Below are 23804 nucleotides of genomic sequence, written 5' to 3'. Positions count from 1 at the left end.
CAAAATTAAGCAAATTTATCTACAAACTGCTATGCAAAATTCTACGGATATTCTACAAAAAGTGTTTTCAGAAACAAAAGAAATTTTACAGAAATTATCTGATTGCCAATCAATTGATGATTTTTTAGCCTTAGACAAGGAAAGATTAAAGCTTCAGGATTATACAAACTTTCTAAAAATTTACAAAGAATTTGAAGAGGAGATAGACAATTCTCAGAGTTTTTCCGATACGATTAATGAAGAAATCTCGGACAATCAATCTCAAATTGATGAATGGGATGAATTTAATAACAATGATTTTTTTGAAAAGGTAGAAGAAGAAGAAAGCTTCGATGAAATAGAACAAATTGAAAATTCTGATGATTTCGATAAAGAATTACCAGTAGAAAATATTTTAACTTCTCAAAATGATGATAATTCAAACTCAGATTTTGAAGCGGAAGATAAAATCTTGATAGTTGATGAAAATATAACAGAAGAGGAAATGAATTCTCAAGAAACTGTAGAAATTTCGATGGAAGACATAATTTCTTCTCCGGAAATACAACCTATAATTTCTTCAGAAGAAGTGGAAATTTTAGAAATAAAACATCAGGAAGAAAAAAAACTAAGACTATCAAACATAAAAGGCGTAAAAAAAATGGAAACACTTTTTGAAGACGATTTTTTTGAGAAATTTTCCACCATAGAAAATGTTAGTAATACAGAAATTCCTATAGAAAGTAATGTTTCATTAGAGCAAATGGAAGTTCAAAAAGAGAAACCAATTTTTAAATTAGATTTAAATGACAGAATCGCTTTCACTAAAAAATTATTTTCTGGTAGCCAAAACGATCTAAACGAGGCGGTTACAAAATTAAATGTGTTTACAAATTTAGAAGACGCAAAAGAATATTTAAGCGAATTATATTACGACAAAAATTGGGAAAAAGAAGATGAATTTGCACAAAGATTATGGAGTCTTGTAGAAAGTAAATTTCAGTAAAATAGTAGAATGATAAAAGATATTTCAGATTTTAAGAACGTATTTTTCATAGGTGTTGCAGGTGTTGGAATGAGCGCTATTGCGCAATATCTGCAAGGAATTGGTAAAGAGGTTTCTGGTAGCGACAGATATTTCAACCCAAATGAAGAGAATAAAATTAGAACACAATTAGAAGCAGAAGGTATCCAATGTTTTTTGCAAAATGGAGAAGGAATTTCTGAAAAAACCGATGTAATAGTAGCTTCTACCGCAATTGAAGACACGGTTTTAGAAATTGTAAAAGCTAAAGAACTACGGATTCCAATCTTGAGAAGAAGTGAATTGCTAGCAATGATTGCTAAAAGTAAAAAAACCATTGCCATTGCGGGAACTTCTGGAAAATCTACAACTTCTGCCATGTTGTACCAAATTTTGTTGGATGCAAAATTAGAGCCCAGTATTATTTCTGGCGCAGGTTTAACGAGCATCATTAAACAAGGAAAAATAGGAAATGCCGCCGTTGGAAATGGAGATTGGCTCATCATAGAAGCAGACGAAAGCGATGGTTCTGTGGTGCAATATCATCCGGAAATTGGCGTGCTACTCAATATAGACAAAGATCATCAGGAAATTGATGAATTGATAGATTTATTCACCATATTTAAAAACAATACCAATAGCTTGTTTGTTGTAAACCAATCGAATACATTGGCGAAATCTTTATCCGAAAATAGTAAAAACGACTTCGGTTTTGAAGATGGAAATGCTGGATTTTCTGCCAAAAATTTCTCGCAAAATGGTTTTCAATTAAAATTTGAATTGCAAGATCAATTGTTTGAAATGAATGCTCTCGGACAACATTCTGTAGAAAACGCTGCCGCAGCTATTGCTGTTGCTTTGCAAATTGGCGTAAGTGCAAAAACCTGCGCAGAAAGCCTGAAACATTATGAAGGAATATATAGAAGACATCAAATTTTAGGAGAGAAAAATGGAGTTTGGGTAATAGATGATTATGCGCACAATCCTGCAAAATGTGCTGCTTCCATTAAAGCTTGTCAACCTTTGGCAGAGAAAGTAATTGCTTGGTTTCAACCGCATGGTTACAAACCAACCAGATTTTTGCGAGCAGATTTTGTGGAAGAAATTGGCAATGCGCTTCGCGAAAATGACGAAATTTGGATGAGCGAAATTTTCTATGCTGGTGGAACAGCAAAAAAGGACATTTCTGCCAATGATTTGATTCAAGATTTACAAAAAAATAGAAAAAACGCTCATTTTGTAGAAAATCGAGAAGATTTTTTAGAAACCATAAGACCAAATTTGAAAGAAGGAACGGTTTTATTATTAATGGGAGCAAGAGATCCGAGTTTGGAAGAGTTTGGGGCGGATTTATTTGAGCAATTGTGATGCATGAATACCAAAGATTGAAATCTTTGGTTGGAATATCGGTCGTCGCTATGCGACTTATCGAAAGAGTCGCATAGCGACGACCGATATCCAGAAACGGAATTTATTCCGATGAAATGATAGTGTTGCGATAAAAACAGAAATTTTAAATAAACAAAAATGCCGAACACTTATGTTAAAATTTATGTTCAAGCTGTTTTCGCTGTGAAATATCGCAGAGCATTAATTAAGGATCACTTTAAAAAAGATTTGCATGCTGTTTTGGGAAATTTAATCAATGAAACAGGTTGTAAAACAATTATTGTTGGTGGAGTGGAGGATCATGTTCATTGTTTTTTTTCTTTAAAAACTACCTGTTCACTTTCAGATGTAATGAAAAGTGTAAAGGCAAAATCCTCAAAATGGATCAATGAAAACGGGTTTTTAGAAGATAGATTTGAATGGCAAAGAGGATTTGGAGGTTTTAGTTATAGCCAATCTGCTATTAACAATGTGTATAAATATATTGAGAATCAAGAAGAGCATCATAGAAAACAAAATTTTAAAGCTGAATATAAAAATCTTTTACAGAAATTTGAAGTCGAATATGATGAAGACTATTGGTTTGAAGATTTAATGTGATTTTTTTTAAGTCCTAAAATTAAAATTTTAGGCAATTATATCGGTCGTTGCTCTGCAACTTGGCAGTTGTTCGCAAAGCGATGAGCGATAAACCAACTTTGGAATTTATTCCATAATTTTTAGTCAAAAATTTAGGTCGTAGCTTTGCAATTCAACAGTAGGTCGCAAAGCGACGATAGATAAACTAACTTTGGAATTTATTCCATAGATAAAAACAAATGAGCGGAATACTTTACTTCGTACCAACACCCATCGGAAATCTGGAAGACATGACTTTCCGAGCCATTAGAATTTTGAAAGAAGCAGACTATATTTTGTGCGAAGACACCAGAACTTCTGGCGTTCTTTTAAAATATTATGAAATAGCTAAACCTTTGAAATCCTATCACTTACACAACGAGCATCAGATGACGCAACGTGTAATTGAGGATCTTAAAAACGGGCAAAACATCGCCTTAATTACCGATGCAGGGACACCTGGAATTTCGGATCCTGGTTTTTTGATGGCGAGAGCAATAGCAGAAGAAAATTTAGAAATGCAATGTTTGCCAGGTGCAGTTGCTTTTGTACCAGCATTGGTAGTTTCTGGATTGCCAAATAACGAATTTATTTTTGCAGGATTTTTGCCCCCCAAAAAAGGCAGGCAAACAAAATTAATACAACTAGCTGCAGAGAAAAAAACCATCGTTTTATACGAAAGCCCACACAAAATAAATACGACATTGGAGCAGATAAAAGAATTTTTTGGTGAGGAAACAAAAGTAAGTTTAAGCCGAGAAATTTCTAAAAAATTTGAAGAAACAAAGCGCGGAACCATTCAAGAATTGATAGATTTTTCTAAAAGTAAAACCTTGAAAGGGGAGATTGTATTGGTGATTAATAATTTAATATAAAGGCGCCATTAACAAAATAAAACCTTGTCCTTTAAAAAATAAAAATCTACCGATGAAAATAGCCATCATTCACAAAGCAACTTTACCCGTCACCAAATATGGTGGTACGGAACGTGTTGTTTGGGATTTGGCGGAAGAACTTCACAAGCAAAACCACGAAATTACCTTCGTGGTAAATGGAGATTCTAAAATTCCGTTTGGGAAAAAAATTGCCATAGAAAGTATTGTTGATATTAGAAAAGACCTTCCAAAAGATGTAGATGTTTTGCATTTTCATTCCGGTTTTGAAGGTATGGATGAGCTGGAAACACCTTTCGTTTTTACCTTGCATGGCAACATTCCATTTGGGCATTTGCTTTTAAAAAACACCATCTTTGTTTCGAAAAACCAAGCAGAAAGATATGGAGGAGATGGTTTTGTTTACAATGGATTAAATTGGGACAATTATCAAAAACCAGATTTAGATAGCAAAAGAACCCACTTTCATTTTTTAGGAAAAGGAGCTTGGAGATTGAAAAATTTGCAGGGAGCAATAGATGTGGTGAAAAATGCGCCACGAGAAAAGCTCTTTGTGATGGGTGGCAAAAGATTCAACATCAATATGGGACTTCGTTTTACCTTTACACCAAAAGCAAAATTTTTTGGGATGGTAGACAACGATCAAAAATCGCGAATTATGAATACTTCAAAAGGTCTTATATTTCCCGTTTTGTGGAATGAGCCTTTTGGTTTGGCCATCATAGAAAGTCTGTATTTCGGCTGTCCGGTTTTTGCAAGTCCTTACGGAGCAATATCTGAATTGGTGCCAAAAAACCTAGGATATTTATCAAATTCTCGTAAAAAATTGACAGAAGCGATACAAAATTTCGAAAATTTTGACAGAAATGAAGCCCATCAATATGCAGTAGAAAATTTTAGTGCGAAAGTAATGGCAGAAAATTACATCAAAATGTATCAAAAAGTAATCGACGGAGAAACCATTAATTCTGAAAATCCGACTTTGAAAATTGAGGAGCCAAAATTTTTACCTTGGCTAGATTAAAAAGATTTTGTAAATTTAAATTAATCAAAAAAGGACTGATATAATTTTTCCACAAGTAAATAACTTGAAAAATTAAATATTATTTAAAAATAAAAAACTTTAACAGGATAAGATATGAAATTATTAGAAGGAAAAGTAGCCTTGATTACAGGAGCTACAAGAGGAATTGGAAAAGGAATTGCAGAGGTTTTTGCAGCGCAAGGTGCAGAAGTTGCCTTCACGTATGCTGGTTCTGTAGAGAAAGCTAAAGAGTTAGAAACTGCTTTAAGTGCAATCACCAAAGTGAAAGCATATCAATCTGATGCGTCTGATTATGATGCTGCTCAAAAATTGGTAGAAGACGTGATGGCAGAATTTGGAAAAATAGATATCCTGATTAATAATGCTGGAATTACCAAAGACAATTTGATGCTTAGAATGTCTAAAGAAGATTGGGACAAAGTGATCAACGTGAATCTGGATTCTGTGTTCAACCTTACAAAAGCCGTGGTGAAACCAATGATGAAAGCAAAAGCTGGTTCTATTATCAATATGACATCCATCGTTGGTGTGAAAGGAAATGCAGGACAAGCCAATTACGCAGCTTCAAAAGCGGGTGTTATTGGTTTTACGAAATCTATAGCTTTGGAGTTAGGTTCTAGAAATATCCGTTGCAATGCAATTGCGCCAGGATTTATAGAAACTGAAATGACGGCAGCATTAGACGAAAAAACCGTACAAAGTTGGAGAGATGGTATTCCATTAAAACGTGGCGGACAGCCAGAAGATGTGGCAAATGCTTGTGTTTTCTTGGGAAGTGATATGTCTTCTTACATTTCTGGGCAAGTATTAAATGTTTGCGGCGGAATGCTAACTTAATGAAATTTTTAGAAAATTTTTTATTATACCTATCGATAATTTTAATTTGTAGCCTGTGTTACATTTCGATGTTTAATACCTATCAAACAGATGATTACGGCTTTGCGGCTTCTACAAATGAATTGGGTATTTGGCAACATTGCATTCAGAAATATTTTAATTGGGGAGGCAGATATTTCGCCTTTTCGTTGAATGCTTTTAATCCTGCGGGAAATTTATCATTAAATTGGCTGCCAAAAGCATTTCCAATGTTTCTCTGGGGAAATTTGATATTTGGTTTTTTTCTAAATTTTCAAAGATATTTTAACTTAAATAATAGTCAAGCGGTGAAAAAATCTTTCATCGCTTTTCTTTTTTACACGGTAGTTTTAGCGAGTTTGTCTGAACATTATTTTTGGTTGACAGGTGCGATAGTTTATCAACTACCTCATATATTTGGCCTGTATTTCTTATATATTTTAGGCATAAAAAAAACCAATCTTCTGCTGGAAATTTTAAAATATTTTTTAATTTTTGCGATGATGGGCTCTAATGAAATCGTTGCACTTTTCTTGTTATTATTTTTGATATTCCAATTTTATAAAAATCTAAATAAAGATACTTTTTCGCAATTTGTTTTTGGATTAATTTTCTTTTGCTTCACCTTTTTTGCACCAGGAAATTTTGTGAGAATGGGAGACGAAGAAACAGATTTTTGGATGAGCAATCTGAAAAAAATTGCTGTTGCCATTGCAAACGCAGTTTATGTTTTGCTGAAAGTTGGTCTAATTATTCCATTATTTATCGCAGTTTTTCAAGCAGAGATTTTAAAAATAAAGCAGCAATTTTCTGTAAAAGATTTATGGAAATTTCAAATGATGTTGATGGTTGTTTTAGCCTTCACAGGTTTCATAATGGTAGCCTCAGAAAGGAGTTTGGAGCCGATTTTAATATTTGCATTACTTTCAACGAGTGTTTTAGTTTCTCAATATTTTAATAAAATTAAAAAGCTCTGGATGGTTTCTTTAGCATTAATTTTTATTCCATCAATTATGCTATTTCCTTATAAATCAATCTATTTCAATCTCAATTATAATTTAAATGAAATTGGGGAAGAATTGATTTCTACAGATTTACAAAAATTTGAAAATGAAATCGCTGATAGACACGAAACCTTACGAACTTCTAAAAGCAAAGAAGTTGGATTAAAACCCATAAAAACAGTTCCCAAAATTCTCTATTTTGATGAATTGGGAACTGTTAATAACAGGAATTATGTAAATTCTCAATTAAAAGCTTTCTACAAGAAAAAAAGTGTATTTATTGAAAATTAGACTAGGAGTTCAAAATCTGCCCCAATTCTGCAATATATTCATGCGCAGTCAAATCAAATTTTACTGGAACTACGGAAATATAACCTTCTGCTAAAGCCGTTTCATCGGCATCTTCGCCTTCGTCCATATTATTGAAATAGCCAGAAAGCCAAAAATATTTTTTGCCGTGAGGATTTATTCTTTCGTCAAAATTTTCTTCCCATTTTGCATTGGCTTGTCGGCAAACTTTGATGCCTTTTATTTCTGAAGCTGCTAGTTTTGGAATATTTACATTTAAAACGACACCTTTTGGCAAAGGATTTTCCAGCACATTTCTCACAATTTTCTGTATAAATTCTTTTGCATGAGAAAAATCTGCATCCCAAGCAAAATCTAAAAGCGAAAATCCAATAGCTTGCAAACCTTCTACACCAGCTTCTACTGCGGCACTCATGGTACCAGAATAGATGACGTTGATGGAAGAATTTGCACCATGATTAATGCCAGAAACCACCAAATCTGGTTTGCTTGTTAAAATTTTATCCAGCGCAAATTTCACGCAATCTACGGGAGTTCCGCTTAGTGCATAATCTTTTTGTGGTCCTTCAAGATTTATTTCTTCAAAAGTAAGCGTTTGGTTGATGGTAATTGCATGTCCTTTCCCAGATTGTGGGGAATTGGGTGCAACCACGGTTACATCTCCTATTTCATTCATGAATTTTACCAGATTTCTTATTCCTGGTGCGGTAATTCCATCATCGTTGGTTACCAGTATTGTGGGCTTTTGCATAAAATTTTGTCTGTTTTCACAAATTTAATTAAAATAAAAGGGATATTTGTATTTAAGGTATTAAATTTGATGACAGAAAATCCGTCTGTAACATTATTTACGTTACTCTACACTAATCTAGATATATATTCAAAAATCTTATGTTTAAAAAATATAAACTCAACAAAGTGCTTTTCGTTTTGCCATTGCTAACATTAATGTTCTGCTTTAATTCCCCAAAGAATGAGGACGAAAAAATGCAAACCATTATGGTAAGCGTAAAAAATACACTTTCGTATTTACACTATAGTCCAAAAGCCATCAACGATGCTTATTCTAAAGACGTTTACAAAAAATATTTTGAATCTGTAGATCCGGCGAAAAGATACTATATGCAGTCTGACATGGTAGAATTTAGCAAGCACGAGACAAAACTAGACGATTATCTAAACCAAGGTGATCTTACGTTTTTTAAATTGACGAATGCAAGATTGCTACAAAGAGTAGACGAAATTGATAAAATGACGAAAGAAATTTTGACCAAGCCAATCAATTTAGAGGAAGATGAAGTTCTTATTTTGGACGCAAAAAATAAGAATGCGCCTAATAATCAACAAGAATTGTATAACGAATGGAAAAAGTACATCAAATACAACATTTTGCAAGAAATGGAAACGATGACTTCAAAAGAAGAAGCGCAAAAATTGAAAAAGGATTCTGTACAGAAATATAAATTGCAGGATACTATTAAATTAAATATTCTTTCACCAGAGCAAAAATTTACAAAAGCAAAAGAAGAAGTAGGAGATTTGATATCAGATTCTTTCAGAAGATTTAAAAAAGTGAAAGAAATGGATTGGTTTTCACGTTACATGAATGCTTATACAGAAGTTTTTGATCCGCACACAAATTATTATTCTCCAAAAGATAAAGAAGATTTTGATGTTAGTTTCACAGGTAAAATTATAGGAATTGGTGCTATCATTCAAGAAAAAAGAGGAAATTTATTTCTGGGTGCTTTAACGGTAGGAGCTCCAGCGTGGAAATCTAAACAACTTACAGAAGGAGATAAAATCTTAAAAGTACGTTCTACACCAAAAGACGAACCTGTGAATATGGTTGGAATGCTTGCAGATGAAGCTGTAACATATATCCGTGGTGAAAAGGGAACCCAAGTTACATTAACCGTTGAGAAAAAGGATAAATCCATCAAAGAAGTTACCATGACGCGCGAAGAAGTTTCTATTGAAGATACTTTTGCAAGAAGTATAGTTGTGGAAAACAATGGAGAAAAATATGGTTTCATTAATTTGCCAAGTTTCAACGTAAATTTTAATGATGAAAATGATCACAATGCATCAGATGATATAAAAGCAGAATTGATAAAACTAAAAGCGCAAAACGTAAAGGGAATTATTCTAGATTTAAGAAATAATGGAGGAGGTTCTCTTACGGAAGTTGGAGATATTATGGGATTATTTATGAATGCTGGTCCATATGTGCAAGTGAAAGATGGACAAGGAAAAATAACGACGCTCAAAAATAAAAACAATTCACCAATCTGGACAGGACCTTTAATCATTATGCAAAATGAACTTTCTGCTTCTGCTTCAGAGATTTTTGCTGGCGTAATGCAAGATTATGGTAGAGCTTTGGTCATCGGTTCTCCACAATCTTTCGGGAAAGGAACGGTACAAACTTTTGTAGACTTAAATAGATTTTTAAATACAAGCGACGATTTTGGGTCTCTGAAACTTACAATTCAAAAATTTTATAGAATCACAGGAGAATCTACCCAAAGAAAAGGTATCAATTCTGATGTAATGCTAGATGATTTCTACACCTACTCGGAAATAGGAGAAAGATATGATGAAAACGCTCTTGCGTGGGACAAAATACCTTCCACACAATTTCAGAAATCTAATGCTTTTGATATTAAAAAATTAGAAATGAAAAGTGCAGCAAGAATGAAAACCAACAAACAATACCAGTTGCTTTTAGAATCTGCAGCTTGGAAGAAAAAATTGGATGAAGAGGAAACCATCTCTTTAAATCAGAAAAAATTCTCTGAAGTGATGAGCGTAAGGAAAGCACAAATTAAAAAATTTGATGGGGAAGATAAAACCGGGACAGATAAAGACGGAAAAACTTTAAATTTCTCCATCTTTCAAGATGAAATAAAAAGAGAAACCACAGACGAAGCTTTTAAGAAAAAAACAGATAATTGGATTAAAAATTTAAAGAAAGATTTTTATCTAAAAGAAGCTGTGAACATTATTGCAGATATGAACACATAAATGCAGAATGCTATCTTTTAGCAACTTAAATATGGATGAAAATGTACAGAAGATAAGTGATAAGGTAAGTCCTAGTTTAAGGGATTTCCTAGAATATGATATATTTTCCCTCGGGAAGTATACGCTTTCTGTATATGAAATTTTGGCCGCAATCTTGGTTTTAGTTTTGGGAGTATATATTTCTAAAATTGTAAAAAAACTAATCTATAAATCTAATAAAATAGATGTAGGCAAGAAGTTCGCATTTTCACAAATTTTCCACTACGCCATTATTATTATTTCATTTTTTTTAATGATGAAATCTTTAGGTGTCAACATATCGCCACTTTTGCTTGGTTCTGGTGCCTTGTTGGTGGGTGTTGGTTTAGGTTTGCAAAGTTTGTTTTTAGATTTTATTTCTGGCGTTATAATTCTGTTTGATCAAACGGTGAAAGTAGGAGATATTGTAGATATAGACGATAATATTGGAGAAGTACAAGAGATTAGAATGCGCACATCTACAATACTTACAAGGGATAATAAAAGTATGATATTCCCAAATTCACTCTTGACCAAGGAAAAACTGATCAACTTTTCTCATCATGATAATATCGTTCGTTTTCAAGTAAGCGTAGGTGTACATTATGATTCCGATGTAGAATTAGTAGAAAAATTAATGATTAACGCTACCAAAAATCATCCAGATATATTCCAAAGTAGAGAACCGTTCGTATGGCTAGAAGATTTTGGAGAAAGTTCTTTAGATTTCACCATATATTATTACTCTAGAAATCTTTTTTCTGCACCCAGAATAAGAAATGATGTACGCAAAGCAATTCTCAAAAATTTTAGAGAAAATGGAGTTAATATTCCTTATCCAATGAGAACGGTACAATTTCCTCAAAATAATAAAACATAAAAAATGCCTATTATTAGGCATTTTTTTTTACTAAACAGAAATTGAATTCAAAATTATTTTATTTCCACACATCCAATTCTACCACCTGCATTTCCGCTTGGCTGAGATTTAAAATCGTCTTTATCTGCATGAATTACAATAGATTTCCCCATGATGTTTTTTTTATCATCTTCACAAGTCATGCACCATTTGTCTGTTTTGAAAACTAATTTTGCAGTACCATTTTTGTCAGCAACTAAATTTCCAATATCTCCCATGTGAAATTCATCTTTTTCCCATTTGCCATGCATTTCACCAGACGGATTCCAATGTCCACCAGCAGATTTGGCATCAGCTGCAGAGCAATCTCCGAACTCATGAATATGCACTGCGTGAATTCCTGGAGATAATTTGTAAACGCTCATATCCATCTCTACCATCTTATTTTTTTCAGAAAATTTAACGGTGCCTTCTGTGTTGGCTCCGCTTTTTGGATAGATGGTTAATGTTTTAGAAGCACTTGCCTTTGATATTGTAGAGCAGGAGGCAAAAAGTAAAGAAGCTCCGATTAACGAAAGATAAATTGTAGTTTTCATAGAAAAAATTTTATTTTTTTAAATTTACAATAATACTTTTACACGCTCACAAGAATTGGCAAAATCTTCAAATAATTCTAGATAATTATGAAAATATTATTTACAAAAAAACTATATTATAAAAAATAAGTATCTTTGATTCTACTAATTTTAAATTATAAAAATGAAAAAAATATTGTTAAGTTTCGTCCTTTTTGCTTCTACAAGTTTTGCTTTTGCGCAAAATAATTTTGAGAACGCAATGGCAGGTAATATATCTAAATTAGAAGCTACAAATAAAATTAATGATTTAGATCAAATCGCTTCTGAATTTGATAGACTTACGGTACAAAAAGATTCTTGGTTGCCGTACTATTATGCTTCTTATACATTCGTGAAAAAAGGAAAAGCACTTCTACAAGCCAACAAAACAGAAGAAGTGAATGGCGCAATTGCTTCTGCATTCAAATATGCAATGGTTGCAAAACAAAAAGAAGGCAATTCAGCAGAAATTTCTATTTTAATGAAAATGATTCACAGCTTAAAAATGCGTGTTGCACCAGAAAAAAGTTACAAAGAAGAAAATGCTCTAGGCATGGCAGAAATTAAAAATGCGACAAGCTTAGATGCAAAAAATCCTAGAATTACGATAGCTTTAGCAGACGATTTGTATTATTTGCCAACAGAATATGGTGGAAACAAAGAGCAAGCAATTCAACTGTACAAAACAGCTGTAGATCAGTTCAAAAATTACAAAGCGAAAACTGCACTATCTCCAAATTGGGGAAAAGAAGAGGCAATGCAAATGATATCTGGCACAAATTAAATTTAAAATTTCTAAATATAAACTCTGCATATAGCGGAGTTTTTTTTTGATAAAAATTTTTATAATTTGCGAAGAAGCATTCCTATTTTAATTATTAAATGATAGAAGAAATAAAAGAAGCATTACAAATGCTTTCTATCCCAGAAAAGGCATCATTCTACCCTAGGTTTTTCAAAACTGGAAAAGGAGAATATGGTGAGGGAGATGAATTCATCGGCGTTACCGTTCCAGACCAGAGGAAAATAGTAAAGGAATATTTTGAAATTATTACCTTATCGGATCTAAAAAAATTGCTCTCTTCAAAAATTCATGAGCATCGCCATTGTGCAATATTAATGCTGGTCGCAAAATTTGAAAAATCAAACGATAATGAAAAGGCAGACTTTGTTTCTTTTTATCTAAATAATCTAATACATATCAATAGTTGGGATTTGGTAGATAGCTCTTGCTACAAAATTTTAGGTCGTTACTTTTTTCATTTAAACGATGACTCCATTCTAGAAAATTTAGCAAAAAACGACAACTTATGGCAAAAAAGAATGGCAATAGTTTCTACGATGTATTATATTAGAAAAGACAAGTTTGATTTAACAAAAGACGTTGTACAATTAAATTTAGAGCATCCGCATGATCTTATGCACAAAGCAAACGGGTGGATGTTGCGAGAAATGGGGAAGAAAAATGAGCGAGAATTATTAGAATTTTTAGAAAAAAATTATGAAAAAATGCCAAGAACTACTTTAAGGTATGCCATAGAAAAACTGGATAACGAGATGAGAAAAGAAATTTTAAGAGGTCAATTTTAAATGGATTATTATTTCGTAAAAATTGGCGCGCATTATTTTCTGCATTTCATTTTTCCTGTAGTTATTGCGTATATTTTCTTTAAAAATAATTGGAAGAAAGCTTATTTCATTATGCTTTGCACCATGCTTGTAGATGTAGATCATCTGTTTTCTACTCCCATTTTTGATGCTACTAGAAATAGCATCGGCTTTCATCTATTTCATTCTTATCCTGCAATTGCTATTTATGTACTAGGAGCAATTTTTTTAAAAGGCAACTACAGAATTATAGCCGTTGGTTTGCTTTTTCACATGTTTACAGACTTTCAAGATTTTTATTTCTGGAATTATAGATTGTAGCAATTTTGTGTTTCGTTATTCATAATCAGCCATCTATCATGTTTCTACTTCCTCGCCATTTCCATTTTGTAAGCCATTAGATTTGCAATATTGCTTGCTTTTGTCTTCGCAGCTTCTGCATTTTCTCCTTCAAAATTTTCATCTACTGTTGCCGTCCAAAGTTGTAACCAATGATCAAAATGATGTTTTTCCATAGCTTGCAATTCGTTGATAGGAAAATGTTTTGCCATTGGATTTCCTTTATAGGATGCTTTGCCAAAAAGTAAAGTTTCCCAAAATTGATACATTTTTGGAAGATGAGAATCCCAATTTACTTTCGCTACATCATTAAAGAAAAAACCAATTGTCTCATCTTTACCTACTTTTTCGTAAAAGGTATTTACCAAAAATTCTACATCTTCACGGGTTTCCAGATTTTTCATATGGTAAATTTACACAATTTATAATGTTGGATTTTAGGAGTTTTGGCAGCTTTTTTATTTTTAGTTCGAATTTAATCATTAATCAGCAGGTTTTTCTCACCAAAATTTATATTTAAAATAGCTAAGCACTTCTTAACTTATACTAAGTGGAATAAATTCCTTCAAAAAATACTTCTGGCTTATTTTATTTAAATTAATTTTGCCAAATGGCAGGATTTTTTGATAGGTTTTCTCGATTGAAAAGTGAAAACGACACCGGCTTTAGCAATACTGCTTCTGGTAGATTTCTGAATAGCAATGGCTATCCAAATGTAAAAATGGCCGGCTTAAATCCTCTGGAAAAGTACAGTTGGTATCATGTGATGATCAACTTGAATAGCTTTTTATTCATTCTTCTATTGATCGTAAGCTACATAGTCATCAATATTTTTTTCGCATTTATTTATTATCTCATTGGTATTGATCATCTTACGGGAATCGACAAAAGCAATGTAATAAATGAGTTTACGGATGTTTTCTTTTTTAGCTCTCAAACTTTCACAACTGTAGGATATGGTAGAATTGCGCCAGTAGGGTTTTTAGCAAGTTTGGTTGCGACTTTTGAAGCTTTTTTGGGTTTGCTTTCTTTCGCGATTGCCACAGGTTTATTTTATGGTAGATTTTCTCGGCCGCGCGCTTTTTTAAAGTTTAGCCAAAATGCTTTGATCTCGCCTTATCAAGATGGCAAAGCTTTGATGTTTCGTTTGGCTCCTTTCAAAAATAATCTTTTAACGGATGCTGTTGTCATTTTAAATGTAGCGATAAGCAACAAAGAAGCCGATTCTCAAACTGAGTTTTTCACCATTGAAGCAGAGATTAACAAAATAAATTCATTGGTTTTAAATTGGACCATTGTGCATAAAATAGATGAAAATTCACCATTTTTTGGTAATACACAAGAAATTTTTCAAACTGCTGAGGTAGAAATTTTTGTGCAAATTCGCGCTTTCGACGAAGGTTTTGCAAGCACCGTTGTGCAGAGAACTTCTTACACATCAGAAGAAATAATTTTTGATGCTGCATTCTTGCCCATGTTCAAACCATCTTATAACCATGAAACCACGATTTTGAATTTGGATAAAATTAATGATTTCAAAAAAGTAAATTTAAACTAAATGGATTTAGAATTCTACAAAGCAGAGGCTCAGAAAAAAGGAAAAGAGCACAAAAAATTCCTCGAATCTCTGAAAAAGAAACCGCCAAAAAATCTAGACTATATAGTGCAGGAAGTTCATGATGAGGTTTTTGAGGAGGTAAATTGCCTTAGTTGCGCCAACTGTTGCAAAACCACTGGTCCACTTTTTACGAAAATCGATATCGAGCGAATTTCTAAACATCTGCGGATGAAACCCAAAGATTTTGAGCAAAAATTTTTGCGAACAGATGAAGATGAAGATCAGGTATTGCAAAATCTACCATGTTGGTTTTTAGATGAAGACAACAAATGCACGATATATGATATTCGCCCAAAAGCTTGTAGAGAATATCCGCACACGGATAGGAAAAAGGTTTTTCAGATTAATAATTTGATGCTGAAAAATACAGAAATCTGCCCTGCAGCTTTTGTTTGGGTAGAGAAAATGGAAGAGAAGTTGGGAAAGCGATGATTGTACCTTTGAGACCTAATAACGCTGATGCAAAATATTTTACAAATTATTAAGAATAAAATCTTTCGGATATTTTACTTTGTAGCTTACTCTCAATTTTTTAGTTTCAGAAGCGCCAATTTTTAAATTCCATAGAAGAATTCCAGTTTCGTCGTCTTTTTTTGCGCCACTTGTTTCCAAAACTTCTACTTTTATTGCCTCGTTGTTGCTTAGAGGTATTCCATCTTTTATTTCAATATTGATGCTTTCTTTTTTATTATTTCTGATGATTAAATCATAAGTAACCACTTTTTCTCGGCTTGAAGAGAGAAATTTATCGCTGGATTTATCTTTAATATCTTCTTTTTTAATGCTGATTCTTCTATCATTTCCAAGCGTAATATTCAATTCTGCATCGGTTTGATTTGGATTGATGGTTGTTTCGCCGATGTACATATTTTCGAAAATAATATTTGCCGGAGCGGTAAGCAAACCATATTTGCTAAAATCTTTAATCTTTGCAAGAAGAAAAGCGTCGTTGGAAAATCTTGGTGCCGCAAAATATTCATAAGTTGCGGGAATGTTTTGTTGAAAGAGATTGATGATGTGATCTTGCCCGTTTGAAAGAATATTATAGGGAATATCTACATCATAGCTGACGTTAAGTTGATTAGAATTTGCAGAAAAACCAGCATTTGCGCTATATCCTTGTACAACAACTTCATCTATTGCAACATTTGAACTATATTCTGCCACAGATTTTAATCTAACATTTATTCCAGGCGCACTTCCAGGTATTCCATTTAATTTATCTCGCTCATCTTTACTTTGGCCATATAAAAACCAAGGTTGCACAACTGGTGCAGTATTATTTCTAGAAGAAACACCATTGATTAGACTTAATTTAACATCTTTCCAATCTAAACCAGTTTTTTGGTTGATTACAGCTTTTAAGGTAACATCTAGTGGATCAGAAATCTTTTCGCCTTTCACTTCATACAGCGGATTCCAACTTACTCGGTTTGCCAAATAATTAATATCAAACCTTACGCTACCTGCAGTTCTGCTCATTATTTTTAATACCAGAACGCCGCTTGCAAATTCTTCTGCTTCTTTCTGTTCATTCGTTTTAAGGCTGCTTTTTAATCGTGTTAATTTTGTTTGAAGATCTACGATGTCTTTTCTAATGGCAACCAGTTTTGTGCTTATTTCTATGCGTTTCTTGGTATAATAATCTGCCAATTGCGTTAGTTGTGCAACCGTAGAAGTGTTGCTTCCCACCAAAACCGTTTGGTTTTTATCCAAAAGTTCTAGCACTTTGTTGTTCGCTTCCAATTCTATATTACTTTTCACGATGGCATTTTCTACCAATTTTATAGAATCGTTTACTTTCTTGATGATAGGATTTGTAGTATCTAATTTGAAATCTGTGGCATAATCGTCTGTGAATTGAGATGATAGGATTGTTACATTTTTATTATTGATGCCTATCTGTAAAGATTTTTCATCAATTTCTTGAGAAATATTCCCGATCACGATTTCAGAATTTCCGGCAGGAATTGTCACTGAAGCACTATTTTGCAATTCTGCAGATTGTCTATACACATTTGCAGTATTCACTTTAGCTTTTGTGAAAATTGGTTTCTGAGCAGATAACATTTGAAAACCAACCGAAAATATTAGAAGAAACAAAAATTTTTTATAAGTCATTTGTTAGATTTTAGTGGAAATGGGATTTAATATTTTGATGATGAATAAAGTTTTAGAAAGATAAGAAATAATTATTTTATTAAAATTTAGTGCATGAAACTTTCTTATAAAAAAGAAATACCTGAACTTCTAGCCCAGATAGAAATGGATATCCTTTTTTTAGCTAAACATTTTCTATTGCTAAACCTCTTTTCTAAAAAAAGATAGGAATGGATAGCTGGTTATGGTATTGAAAAAAGGAAAAACATTGATGCTTCTAAAAACAAAAAAACCCGAAAAATTCGGGTTTTAAATCAATTATTTAATATTTGTTTACACAACTCCTTGTGCAAGCATTGCTTCTGCTACCTTCACGAAACCTGCGATATTTGCACCTTTCACGTAGTTTACGTAGCCATCTTCTTCTTTTCCATAATCTCTACAAGCCTTATGTATACCGATCATTATTTCTTTCAAACGAGCGTCTACTTCTTCAGAAGACCAGTTGAGACGGATAGAGTTTTGCGTCATTTCTAATCCAGAAGTTGCAACACCACCTGCATTAGAAGCTTTCCCTGGGGAAAATAGAACTTTATTGTCTAAGAAATAGTTAATTGCATCTAGTGTACTTGGCATATTTGCAGCTTCTACTACACAAGAAACTCCGTTTGCAACAAGAATTTTTGCATCTTCAAGATCTAGTTCGTTTTGTGTTGCAGATGGTATTGCTACATCGCATTTCACATCCCAAGGTCTTTTTCCTGCGTGGAATTCTGCGGAAGGATATGCTTTTACGTAATCTTCTGCACGGTTATTTCCTGAGGCTCTTAATTCTAAAAGATAATTTATTTTTTCTCCAGTTATACCATCTTTATCGTAGATGTAACCGTCTGGTCCAGAGATTGTAAGCACTTTGCCGCCCAATTCGTCCCATTTTTTTATAACTCCCCAAGCTACGTTTCCGAAACCAGAAACAGTTGCTGTTTTTCCTTTGATGTCTGTACCAATTGTTTTTAGCATTTGCTCTACAAAATAAACCACACCATATCCTGTAGCTTCTGGTCTAATTAAAGAACCTCCGTACGCTATTCCTTTCCCAGTTAAAACACCTGTAAATTCATTTCTAATTCTTTTGTATTGGCCGAAAAGGTATCCTATTTCTCTAGCTCCAACACCGATATCTCCTGCAGGAACGTCTGTTTCTGGACCAATATGACGGCAAAGTTCCGTCATGAAAGATTGGCAAAAACGCATAACTTCCATATCAGATTTTCCTTGTGGATCAAAATCTGCACCTCCTTTTCCACCTCCCATTGGAAGCGTTGTCAAAGAATTTTTGAAAACTTGTTCGAAGGCTAAAAATTTAAGTACAGAAAGATTTACTGTTGGATGAAAGCGTATACCGCCTTTGTATGGTCCAATTGCAGAGTTCATTTGTATTCTAAAACCTCTGTTTACTTGAATTTCACCCTTATCATCTACCCATGGAACACGGAAGATGATTACTCTTTCTGGTTCTGCCATTCTTTCCAAAAGTTTCATACCATTATATTTTTCTCTGGTTGAAATAAAAGGAATTACAGTTACCGCTACTTCCTTCACCGCTTGAATAAATTCTGGCTCGTTAGGATTTTTGGCTTCTACTTTGGCAATAAATTCTTCAATTTTTTGCTCTACGTTATAATGTTCCATAAATATAGATAATTAATGTTATCAACAAATTTAAATTTTTTTTCTAAACTCACAATGGAGATTTTGAATTTAATGAAAATATAATAAAAAGCAGGCAAATATTTATTAAATAAACAATATCATTTGATTATTTGTAGAAAAGTGTGCATTAGCTAATTATTAATAGAATATTACGAAATCGTAAACTTTAGATTGCTACAAATTTTTTCCCCGAAAGTGATTTCAATACTCCCAAAAGTTCTAATTCTAGTAAAATGCCTAAGATTTTGTGCGAAGGAAATTCAGATAGCATAGAAATATCGTCTAAATTTAAAGAGGGATTTTCTTTTATTAAATTATAAACAGAAAGTTGATTTTCTTTTAGTTCTAATTTTATTTCAGATCTAGGAAAAAGTTCCTCCATTTTATTTGAATTATCATCAAAATTTAATTGTGTGAGCAAATCCTTTATGGTTGAAATAGTTGCTGCTTTATTTTGAGAAATGAGAAGATTGCAACCTTGGCTGTATTTATCCGTTATTCTTCCTGGCAAAGCGTAGACTTCTCTATTGTAGTTGTTGGCGAAAGTTGCGGTGGAAATTGAGCCGCCGCCAAAAGCAGTTTCTAATACGATAGTACTTGCAGAAAGTGCTGCTACAATTCTATTTCTTTGTATAAAATTCTCTCGATCTGGCTTTTGAGAAGAATTAAATTCTGTGAAGAGTGCACCACCATTTTCTAGAATTCTGTTAGATAATTTTCTATTCTGTGAAGGATATAAAGTGTGAAATCCATGAGCTAAAACTGCAATTGTAGGCAAATTATTTTCTATAGATTTTTCATGAACTTCTGTATCTGCTCCCAAAGCCAAACCACTTACGGTTACTATTTTTTTAGAATTTATTTCAGACAGAAAATTTTCTAGAAAAGTTTTTCCATAAGCTGTAAAATTTCTAGTGCCAACGATAGAAATTTTTTCAAAACTTGTATTATATGTTCCTTTTTGGTAGAGTATTGCAGGAGCATCTCCACATTCTTGAAGAAGGTTGGGCAATTCTTTTAGATGTCTTAATTTTATAAAAATATTATTCTTTTCGCAGAATTGAATTTCATTTTCTGCAAATTTTAGATGTTCTGGATTGCCAATGTCTGCGGAAATTTTTTTTCCGACACCATCAATTTTTTGCATACTTTTTTTGCAAAAATCCCAAACTTCTTTTGCAGAACCTATCGTATTTACCAATTTATGAAAATTACCATCGCCAATAGATTGGCACCGGCGCAAAGCGATAGAATAGAGATGTTCTTCCGTAAACATTTAAATTGTTTTATCCAAAGATAGATAAAATCTAAATTTTTGAGTAGAATTTTTCTTCAAAAAAAAGGAAGATTTATTTATTTCTTAATTCGTCCAAACCATCCCATTCATCTTTTGGCTTTCTGTAGGGCAATTCTAAAAAATCATTTGGATGGTTTTCTTTATATTCTTGCCAAAGCAAGTCATCTTTTTCGCTATAATAATTTGGAAATTGCCAGATAAATTTTACTTTTTTTTCTCCTTCACTTCTATAAAAATAGGCTAAAAAACCTCCAATTAAAGCACCAGCTAGATGAGATTGCCAAGAGATTTTACTGGGTTCAGATAATTTTGAAAATAATTCCTCTGGCAAAACTCCCCAAACCAAACCGCCATAATAGAAAGCTACGACTAAAGAAACCGTCAATAATCTCATGTTCCAACGAAATACACCGCTGAAAAAAATAAAAAATGCTAAGACATATACTATTCCACTTGCTCCAATGATGCAAGTATAATTATAGTTTCCAGTAAAAAAATTTAATGGTGGCAAAAGCCAAACTAATAGACCCGTTAAAAACCAACCAAGTAGAAAAATTTTGGTTGCAATTGGTTTATAAAATTGATAAAGTAGGAATAGCAAAATAAAAATGGGAAGAGAATTGGAAGTTATATGATCCAAACTTCCATGCAGGAAAGGGGAAAAGAAAATTCCTTTCAAACCTTCAGAACTAAGTGGAATAAGCGCTCCCCAACAATTTTGAAATAGCCCAAAATGTTGCAGCAGAAAGCCGAGCCACATCAAAATTAACATGAGGAAGGGAATCTGTAGAGATTTTATAGAAAAAATGTTTTTCCAATTCATTGTGCAAACTTGTCAAACCAAAAGCCAAATGCAAAGTACTGAAATTATGGCTATTAAAATTTAACATAAAATTATTTGTGCGCCAAATTGTTCATTTTTTTCATTTTAAAAAAAATAAATGTAATTTTGGAATTGAAAAAATTGCAAAAAAATGATTTTCAAAGTACTTTTACCTTTGTTTACCAACATCATCAAAGCACCAATATAATTGTATTGGATATAGTTTAAGGCTGTTTATTTCCTTATTCCGTCACAAAATTTCTTTCAAATTCACTATTTTCTATCCCAACTATATATAATAATAAGACGGTTGTTTTATTACTAATATTTGCACAGGCTTTAGAAAACAAAAAAAACAAAAAAACTTTAATGAGTAAAGTCGCAATTATAGGCGCCGGTGTTTCTGGATTGAGCATGGCAAATTACCTCGAAAAAAATAATATTGAGTATCATCTTTATGAAAGACGAACCAAAGACGATCTGAAAGGTCATGGTTTTATTTTACCAAAAGAAGGTATCGAATGTCTTTCGCAAATCATTGATATTGAAGAACTCTACAAAAAAGGTAGTTTTTTAAAAAAATATATTCATTACGATCATAAAGGAAATGTGCTTAGTGAAAAAGATTTAGACGATGTTTTTGTAATTTCTAGAAGCACTTTGATAAATGTTTTGAGCAAAAATATACCTGCTCAAAAAATTTCTTACAATAAAACCCTCAATCTTGCAGGATTTTCTGATGGTAAAGCAATCATAGAATCTGAAAACAAAATGTTTGATGATGCAGATGTAATAGTAGCTTCGGACGGATCTAGAAGTAGAATAAGAAGGACAATATTTGAAGATGAAGTGATGCTTGCTGTGCGTGAAAATGAAGTGGTAAATATTATTGAAAATGAAGAAATAGCCAATCAAATTGAGCATAATTTTCTAAAATTTCATCATGAAAAAGGGGGTTTAACATTTGGAATATTAAAACTTTCCCCAAATAAAATATTGTGGTATTGCCAGTTTGATATCGAAAAATATTACATGAAAGAAAATTATGATGCAGCATCTATAAAGCAATTCATGATCGATTATTTTGGTGACTGGAATCCGCTTATTTCATCAATAATTGAGCAGTCTAGTTATGAAAATGCGCATATTTGGAAGGTATACGAGTTGGAAAAACTAAATCCTTTTTATCATCAAAATATAGTGTTTTTAGGAGATGCAGCGCATCCTTTGATACCTTTCACAAGCCAGGGTGTAACTTCTGCGCTGAAAGATTCTTTTATTCTAACAAAACTACTCCTAGAAGAAAAAAATCTGCAAAATGCTTTTCAGAAATATGAAGAAGAAAGAAAAGCAGAAATAGAAATTCACATAAAAAACGGGAGAATATTACTAGAGCAGTTTTTATTGCCCGTAGATCAACAAACAACTCACGCATTACCAATATCATACAAATAATATGTTTACAAACGCAGATATAAATTTTGAAGCTTTAAAAAAGAAGGCATACAACGGAAGATGGGCAACTTTGGAAGATGGTATAATACCATTAACAGCTGCAGATCCGGATTTCCGAATGTCTACAGAAATTGAACAAGGAATTATCGACTATATAAAGGATGGATATTTAAGCTATGGTCCTTTTTCTGGGCTTCCCGAATTCAAAAATAGTGTTGCAAAACATTTCAACACGGAAAAAAATGGAAATTACACGCCAGAAAATGTTCTTGCCGTAAATAGCGCTGCACAAGGAATGTTTTTGATTGCAAAATATGTGTTGAATCCAGGAGATGAAGCTATCATTTTTGATCCTGTAGATTTTTTGTTTAAAAAAACAGTAGATGCAGTTGGCGGCTCTTTGAAACTTTGCCCAGTAGATGCTAAAACCGGAGATATTAATTTTGAAATCTTGGAGTCTTTAATTACCTCCAAAACAAAATTAATCAGCATTTGCAATCCACATAATCCAGTTGGTCGCGTTTATTCTAAAGAAATTTTAATTAAAATTTCAGAAATTGCTGCAGCACACGATTTATGGGTAATGAGCGACGAAATATGGAGTGATATTATATATGATAATATTGAATTTCATACCTATTCTTCCGTATCGGAAGCTGCAAAAAATAAAAGTTTCACCGTTTTTGGTTTCTCAAAATCTTTTGGAATCGCAGGTTTAAGAATTGGCGCGGTTTTATGTAATGACCAAGAAATTTTAGAAGATTTTACAGAGAAATCTCAATTTAATTCAACAATAGAAGGTGTTTCTACACTATCACAAATTGCTGCAAGTGTGGCGATTGAAAAAGCAAAACCTTGGTTTGCAGATTTTTTAGCACATTTACAAAGCAATAGAGATTTGGCTTATAAAACTTTAAATAAATCTGGAATTTTAACACCAAATCTACCGCAATCTACTTTTGTAATATTCCCAAAAATAGAAAATGGATTTTCTAGCGAAGATTTTGCAAAAAGATGTTTAGAAGTCGGGAAGGTTTCCGTAGTTCCAGGATCTGAAAGATGGTTCGGAAAAGGAGCAGAAGGCCATATTCGCATTTGCTTTTCTACATCTGCAGAAATTTTGACAGAAGGTTTGGAGAGAATTATAAAAAGTTTTTAGTAAATAAATCCCAAATTTCAGCAAAAAAAATCGGAGAGCAAACTTGCTTTCCGAT

Annotated in this window: 23 protein-coding genes; 16 read left to right on the top strand and 7 right to left on the bottom strand. The window is 32.8% G+C overall.

Going from position 1 to position 23804, the window contains the following annotated elements:
• The first annotated feature begins 31 nt into the window (after window positions 1-31).
• The 7 genes from HNQ03_RS01160 (at window position 32) to HNQ03_RS01130 (ending at window position 7098) form a co-directional block, all read left to right on the top strand.
• A complete protein-coding gene (locus tag HNQ03_RS01160) occupies window positions 32-985 on the top strand; it encodes a hypothetical protein (RefSeq protein WP_173777798.1) in 954 nt (317 codons plus the stop codon).
• 9 nt (window positions 986-994) lie between these two features.
• Window positions 995-2371 (top strand): UDP-N-acetylmuramate--L-alanine ligase, encoded by a 1377-nt coding sequence (murC, locus tag HNQ03_RS01155; protein WP_173777797.1) that lies wholly within the window; start codon window positions 995-997, stop codon window positions 2369-2371.
• A gap of 159 nt (window positions 2372-2530) precedes the next feature.
• Entirely contained in the window at window positions 2531-2992 is a 462-nt protein-coding gene (tnpA, locus tag HNQ03_RS01150; protein WP_173777796.1) for an IS200/IS605 family transposase, read from the top strand.
• Between the two features lie 218 nt (window positions 2993-3210).
• A complete protein-coding gene (gene rsmI, locus HNQ03_RS01145; protein ID WP_173777795.1) occupies window positions 3211-3885 on the top strand; it encodes a 16S rRNA (cytidine(1402)-2'-O)-methyltransferase in 675 nt (224 codons plus the stop codon).
• Between the two features lie 52 nt (window positions 3886-3937).
• The gene (locus HNQ03_RS01140; RefSeq protein ID WP_173777794.1) at window positions 3938-4927 is read left to right on the top strand and encodes a glycosyltransferase; all 990 of its coding nucleotides are present in this window, start codon (window positions 3938-3940) and stop codon (window positions 4925-4927) included.
• Between the two features lie 114 nt (window positions 4928-5041).
• Window positions 5042-5785, top strand: a complete 744-nt coding sequence (fabG, locus tag HNQ03_RS01135; RefSeq protein WP_173777793.1) for a 3-oxoacyl-[acyl-carrier-protein] reductase — start codon at window positions 5042-5044, stop codon at window positions 5783-5785.
• Window positions 5785-7098, top strand: coding sequence for a DUF6056 family protein (locus HNQ03_RS01130; RefSeq protein WP_226927404.1), 1314 nt, complete (start codon window positions 5785-5787; stop codon window positions 7096-7098). Before fabG ends, HNQ03_RS01130 begins: the two co-directional genes overlap by 1 nt.
• Window position 7099: 1 nt before the next feature.
• Here the strand turns inward: HNQ03_RS01130 and surE are convergent, their stop codons facing one another.
• Window positions 7100-7867, bottom strand: coding sequence for a 5'/3'-nucleotidase SurE (surE, locus tag HNQ03_RS01125; RefSeq protein ID WP_173777791.1), 768 nt, complete (start codon window positions 7865-7867; stop codon window positions 7100-7102).
• Between the two features lie 140 nt (window positions 7868-8007).
• On the opposite strand from surE, the gene HNQ03_RS01120 reads away from it, so the two are divergent.
• Both HNQ03_RS01120 and HNQ03_RS01115 read left to right on the top strand, forming a co-directional pair.
• Complete coding sequence (locus HNQ03_RS01120) at window positions 8008-10143, top strand: carboxy terminal-processing peptidase (protein ID WP_173777790.1); 2136 nt, start codon at window positions 8008-8010, stop codon at window positions 10141-10143.
• Window positions 10144-10174: 31 nt separating this feature from the next.
• Entirely contained in the window at window positions 10175-11041 is an 867-nt protein-coding gene (locus tag HNQ03_RS01115) for a mechanosensitive ion channel family protein (RefSeq protein ID WP_173777789.1), read from the top strand.
• Window positions 11042-11094: 53 nt separating this feature from the next.
• Here HNQ03_RS01115 and HNQ03_RS01110 read toward each other — a convergent pair whose 3' ends face one another.
• Window positions 11095-11616 carry a superoxide dismutase family protein gene (locus HNQ03_RS01110; RefSeq protein ID WP_173777788.1) on the bottom strand — a complete coding sequence of 174 codons (522 nt, stop codon included), beginning with the start codon at window positions 11614-11616 and terminating at the stop codon, window positions 11095-11097.
• Between the two features lie 163 nt (window positions 11617-11779).
• Here HNQ03_RS01110 and HNQ03_RS01105 point away from each other — a divergent pair, with 163 nt between their 5' ends.
• The 3 genes from HNQ03_RS01105 to HNQ03_RS01095 all read left to right on the top strand — a co-directional run bounded on the left by HNQ03_RS01105 (window position 11780) and on the right by HNQ03_RS01095 (window position 13566).
• The gene (locus tag HNQ03_RS01105) at window positions 11780-12421 is read left to right on the top strand and encodes a hypothetical protein (protein ID WP_173777787.1); all 642 of its coding nucleotides are present in this window, start codon (window positions 11780-11782) and stop codon (window positions 12419-12421) included.
• Between the two features lie 98 nt (window positions 12422-12519).
• Entirely contained in the window at window positions 12520-13227 is a 708-nt protein-coding gene (locus HNQ03_RS01100; RefSeq protein ID WP_173777786.1) for a DNA alkylation repair protein, read from the top strand.
• Entirely contained in the window at window positions 13228-13566 is a 339-nt protein-coding gene (locus HNQ03_RS01095) for a DUF6122 family protein (protein WP_173777785.1), read from the top strand.
• A gap of 44 nt (window positions 13567-13610) precedes the next feature.
• Here the strand turns inward: HNQ03_RS01095 and HNQ03_RS01090 are convergent, their stop codons facing one another.
• Window positions 13611-13988 carry a group III truncated hemoglobin gene (locus tag HNQ03_RS01090; protein WP_173777784.1) on the bottom strand — a complete coding sequence of 126 codons (378 nt, stop codon included), beginning with the start codon at window positions 13986-13988 and terminating at the stop codon, window positions 13611-13613.
• 206 nt (window positions 13989-14194) lie between these two features.
• Here HNQ03_RS01090 and HNQ03_RS01085 point away from each other — a divergent pair, with 206 nt between their 5' ends.
• Complete coding sequence (locus HNQ03_RS01085; protein WP_173777783.1) at window positions 14195-15142, top strand: ion channel; 948 nt, start codon at window positions 14195-14197, stop codon at window positions 15140-15142.
• Entirely contained in the window at window positions 15143-15634 is a 492-nt protein-coding gene (locus HNQ03_RS01080; protein ID WP_173777782.1) for a YkgJ family cysteine cluster protein, read from the top strand.
• Window positions 15635-15673: 39 nt separating this feature from the next.
• On the opposite strand, the gene HNQ03_RS01075 is transcribed toward HNQ03_RS01080, so the two are convergent.
• The 4 genes from HNQ03_RS01075 to HNQ03_RS01060 form a co-directional block, all read right to left on the bottom strand.
• The gene (locus HNQ03_RS01075; protein ID WP_173777781.1) at window positions 15674-17323 is read right to left on the bottom strand and encodes a DUF4139 domain-containing protein; all 1650 of its coding nucleotides are present in this window, start codon (window positions 17321-17323) and stop codon (window positions 15674-15676) included.
• A 312-nt stretch (window positions 17324-17635) separates the two neighbouring features.
• The gene (gene gdhA / locus HNQ03_RS01070) at window positions 17636-18994 is read right to left on the bottom strand and encodes an NADP-specific glutamate dehydrogenase (RefSeq protein ID WP_173777780.1); all 1359 of its coding nucleotides are present in this window, start codon (window positions 18992-18994) and stop codon (window positions 17636-17638) included.
• Window positions 18995-19181: 187 nt separating this feature from the next.
• Window positions 19182-20291 (bottom strand): DNA-processing protein DprA, encoded by a 1110-nt coding sequence (gene dprA / locus HNQ03_RS01065; RefSeq protein ID WP_173777779.1) that lies wholly within the window; start codon window positions 20289-20291, stop codon window positions 19182-19184.
• A gap of 73 nt (window positions 20292-20364) precedes the next feature.
• Window positions 20365-21135 (bottom strand): rhomboid family intramembrane serine protease, encoded by a 771-nt coding sequence (locus HNQ03_RS01060; RefSeq protein WP_173777778.1) that lies wholly within the window; start codon window positions 21133-21135, stop codon window positions 20365-20367.
• A 369-nt stretch (window positions 21136-21504) separates the two neighbouring features.
• On the opposite strand from HNQ03_RS01060, the gene HNQ03_RS01055 reads away from it, so the two are divergent.
• Window positions 21505-22590, top strand: a complete 1086-nt coding sequence (locus HNQ03_RS01055) for an FAD-dependent monooxygenase (protein WP_173777777.1) — start codon at window positions 21505-21507, stop codon at window positions 22588-22590.
• A 1-nt stretch (window position 22591) separates the two neighbouring features.
• Entirely contained in the window at window positions 22592-23749 is a 1158-nt protein-coding gene (locus HNQ03_RS01050; protein ID WP_173777776.1) for a pyridoxal phosphate-dependent aminotransferase, read from the top strand.
• The last annotated feature ends 55 nt before the right edge of the window (window positions 23750-23804 follow it).

Source organism: Frigoriflavimonas asaccharolytica (genome assembly GCF_013294015.1).
GTDB lineage: Bacteria > Bacteroidota > Bacteroidia > Flavobacteriales > Weeksellaceae > Frigoriflavimonas > Frigoriflavimonas asaccharolytica.
The sequence above is the reverse complement of the archived record's forward strand: the minus strand, read 5'-3'. Positions and strand labels throughout refer to the sequence as shown.

What these genes read in the sequence shown, in the direction of transcription:
- HNQ03_RS01160 (WP_173777798.1), top strand. Translation starts at nt 32, where the DNA reads ATGCAAAATTCTACGGATATTCTACAAAAAGTGTTTTCAGAAACAAAA.
- murC (WP_173777797.1), top strand. Translation starts at nt 995, where the DNA reads ATGATAAAAGATATTTCAGATTTTAAGAACGTATTTTTCATAGGTGTT.
- tnpA (WP_173777796.1), top strand. Translation starts at nt 2,531, where the DNA reads ATGCCGAACACTTATGTTAAAATTTATGTTCAAGCTGTTTTCGCTGTG.
- rsmI (WP_173777795.1), top strand. Translation starts at nt 3,211, where the DNA reads ATGAGCGGAATACTTTACTTCGTACCAACACCCATCGGAAATCTGGAA.
- HNQ03_RS01140 (WP_173777794.1), top strand. Translation starts at nt 3,938, where the DNA reads ATGAAAATAGCCATCATTCACAAAGCAACTTTACCCGTCACCAAATAT.
- fabG (WP_173777793.1), top strand. Translation starts at nt 5,042, where the DNA reads ATGAAATTATTAGAAGGAAAAGTAGCCTTGATTACAGGAGCTACAAGA.
- HNQ03_RS01130 (WP_226927404.1), top strand. Translation starts at nt 5,785, where the DNA reads ATGAAATTTTTAGAAAATTTTTTATTATACCTATCGATAATTTTAATT.
- surE (WP_173777791.1), bottom strand. Translation starts at nt 7,867, where the DNA reads ATGCAAAAGCCCACAATACTGGTAACCAACGATGATGGAATTACCGCA.
- HNQ03_RS01120 (WP_173777790.1), top strand. Translation starts at nt 8,008, where the DNA reads ATGTTTAAAAAATATAAACTCAACAAAGTGCTTTTCGTTTTGCCATTG.
- HNQ03_RS01115 (WP_173777789.1), top strand. Translation starts at nt 10,175, where the DNA reads ATGGATGAAAATGTACAGAAGATAAGTGATAAGGTAAGTCCTAGTTTA.
- HNQ03_RS01110 (WP_173777788.1), bottom strand. Translation starts at nt 11,616, where the DNA reads ATGAAAACTACAATTTATCTTTCGTTAATCGGAGCTTCTTTACTTTTT.
- HNQ03_RS01105 (WP_173777787.1), top strand. Translation starts at nt 11,780, where the DNA reads ATGAAAAAAATATTGTTAAGTTTCGTCCTTTTTGCTTCTACAAGTTTT.
- HNQ03_RS01100 (WP_173777786.1), top strand. Translation starts at nt 12,520, where the DNA reads ATGATAGAAGAAATAAAAGAAGCATTACAAATGCTTTCTATCCCAGAA.
- HNQ03_RS01095 (WP_173777785.1), top strand. Translation starts at nt 13,228, where the DNA reads ATGGATTATTATTTCGTAAAAATTGGCGCGCATTATTTTCTGCATTTC.
- HNQ03_RS01090 (WP_173777784.1), bottom strand. Translation starts at nt 13,988, where the DNA reads ATGAAAAATCTGGAAACCCGTGAAGATGTAGAATTTTTGGTAAATACC.
- HNQ03_RS01085 (WP_173777783.1), top strand. Translation starts at nt 14,195, where the DNA reads ATGGCAGGATTTTTTGATAGGTTTTCTCGATTGAAAAGTGAAAACGAC.
- HNQ03_RS01080 (WP_173777782.1), top strand. Translation starts at nt 15,143, where the DNA reads ATGGATTTAGAATTCTACAAAGCAGAGGCTCAGAAAAAAGGAAAAGAG.
- HNQ03_RS01075 (WP_173777781.1), bottom strand. Translation starts at nt 17,323, where the DNA reads ATGACTTATAAAAAATTTTTGTTTCTTCTAATATTTTCGGTTGGTTTT.
- gdhA (WP_173777780.1), bottom strand. Translation starts at nt 18,994, where the DNA reads ATGGAACATTATAACGTAGAGCAAAAAATTGAAGAATTTATTGCCAAA.
- dprA (WP_173777779.1), bottom strand. Translation starts at nt 20,291, where the DNA reads ATGTTTACGGAAGAACATCTCTATTCTATCGCTTTGCGCCGGTGCCAA.
- HNQ03_RS01060 (WP_173777778.1), bottom strand. Translation starts at nt 21,135, where the DNA reads ATGAATTGGAAAAACATTTTTTCTATAAAATCTCTACAGATTCCCTTC.
- HNQ03_RS01055 (WP_173777777.1), top strand. Translation starts at nt 21,505, where the DNA reads ATGAGTAAAGTCGCAATTATAGGCGCCGGTGTTTCTGGATTGAGCATG.
- HNQ03_RS01050 (WP_173777776.1), top strand. Translation starts at nt 22,592, where the DNA reads ATGTTTACAAACGCAGATATAAATTTTGAAGCTTTAAAAAAGAAGGCA.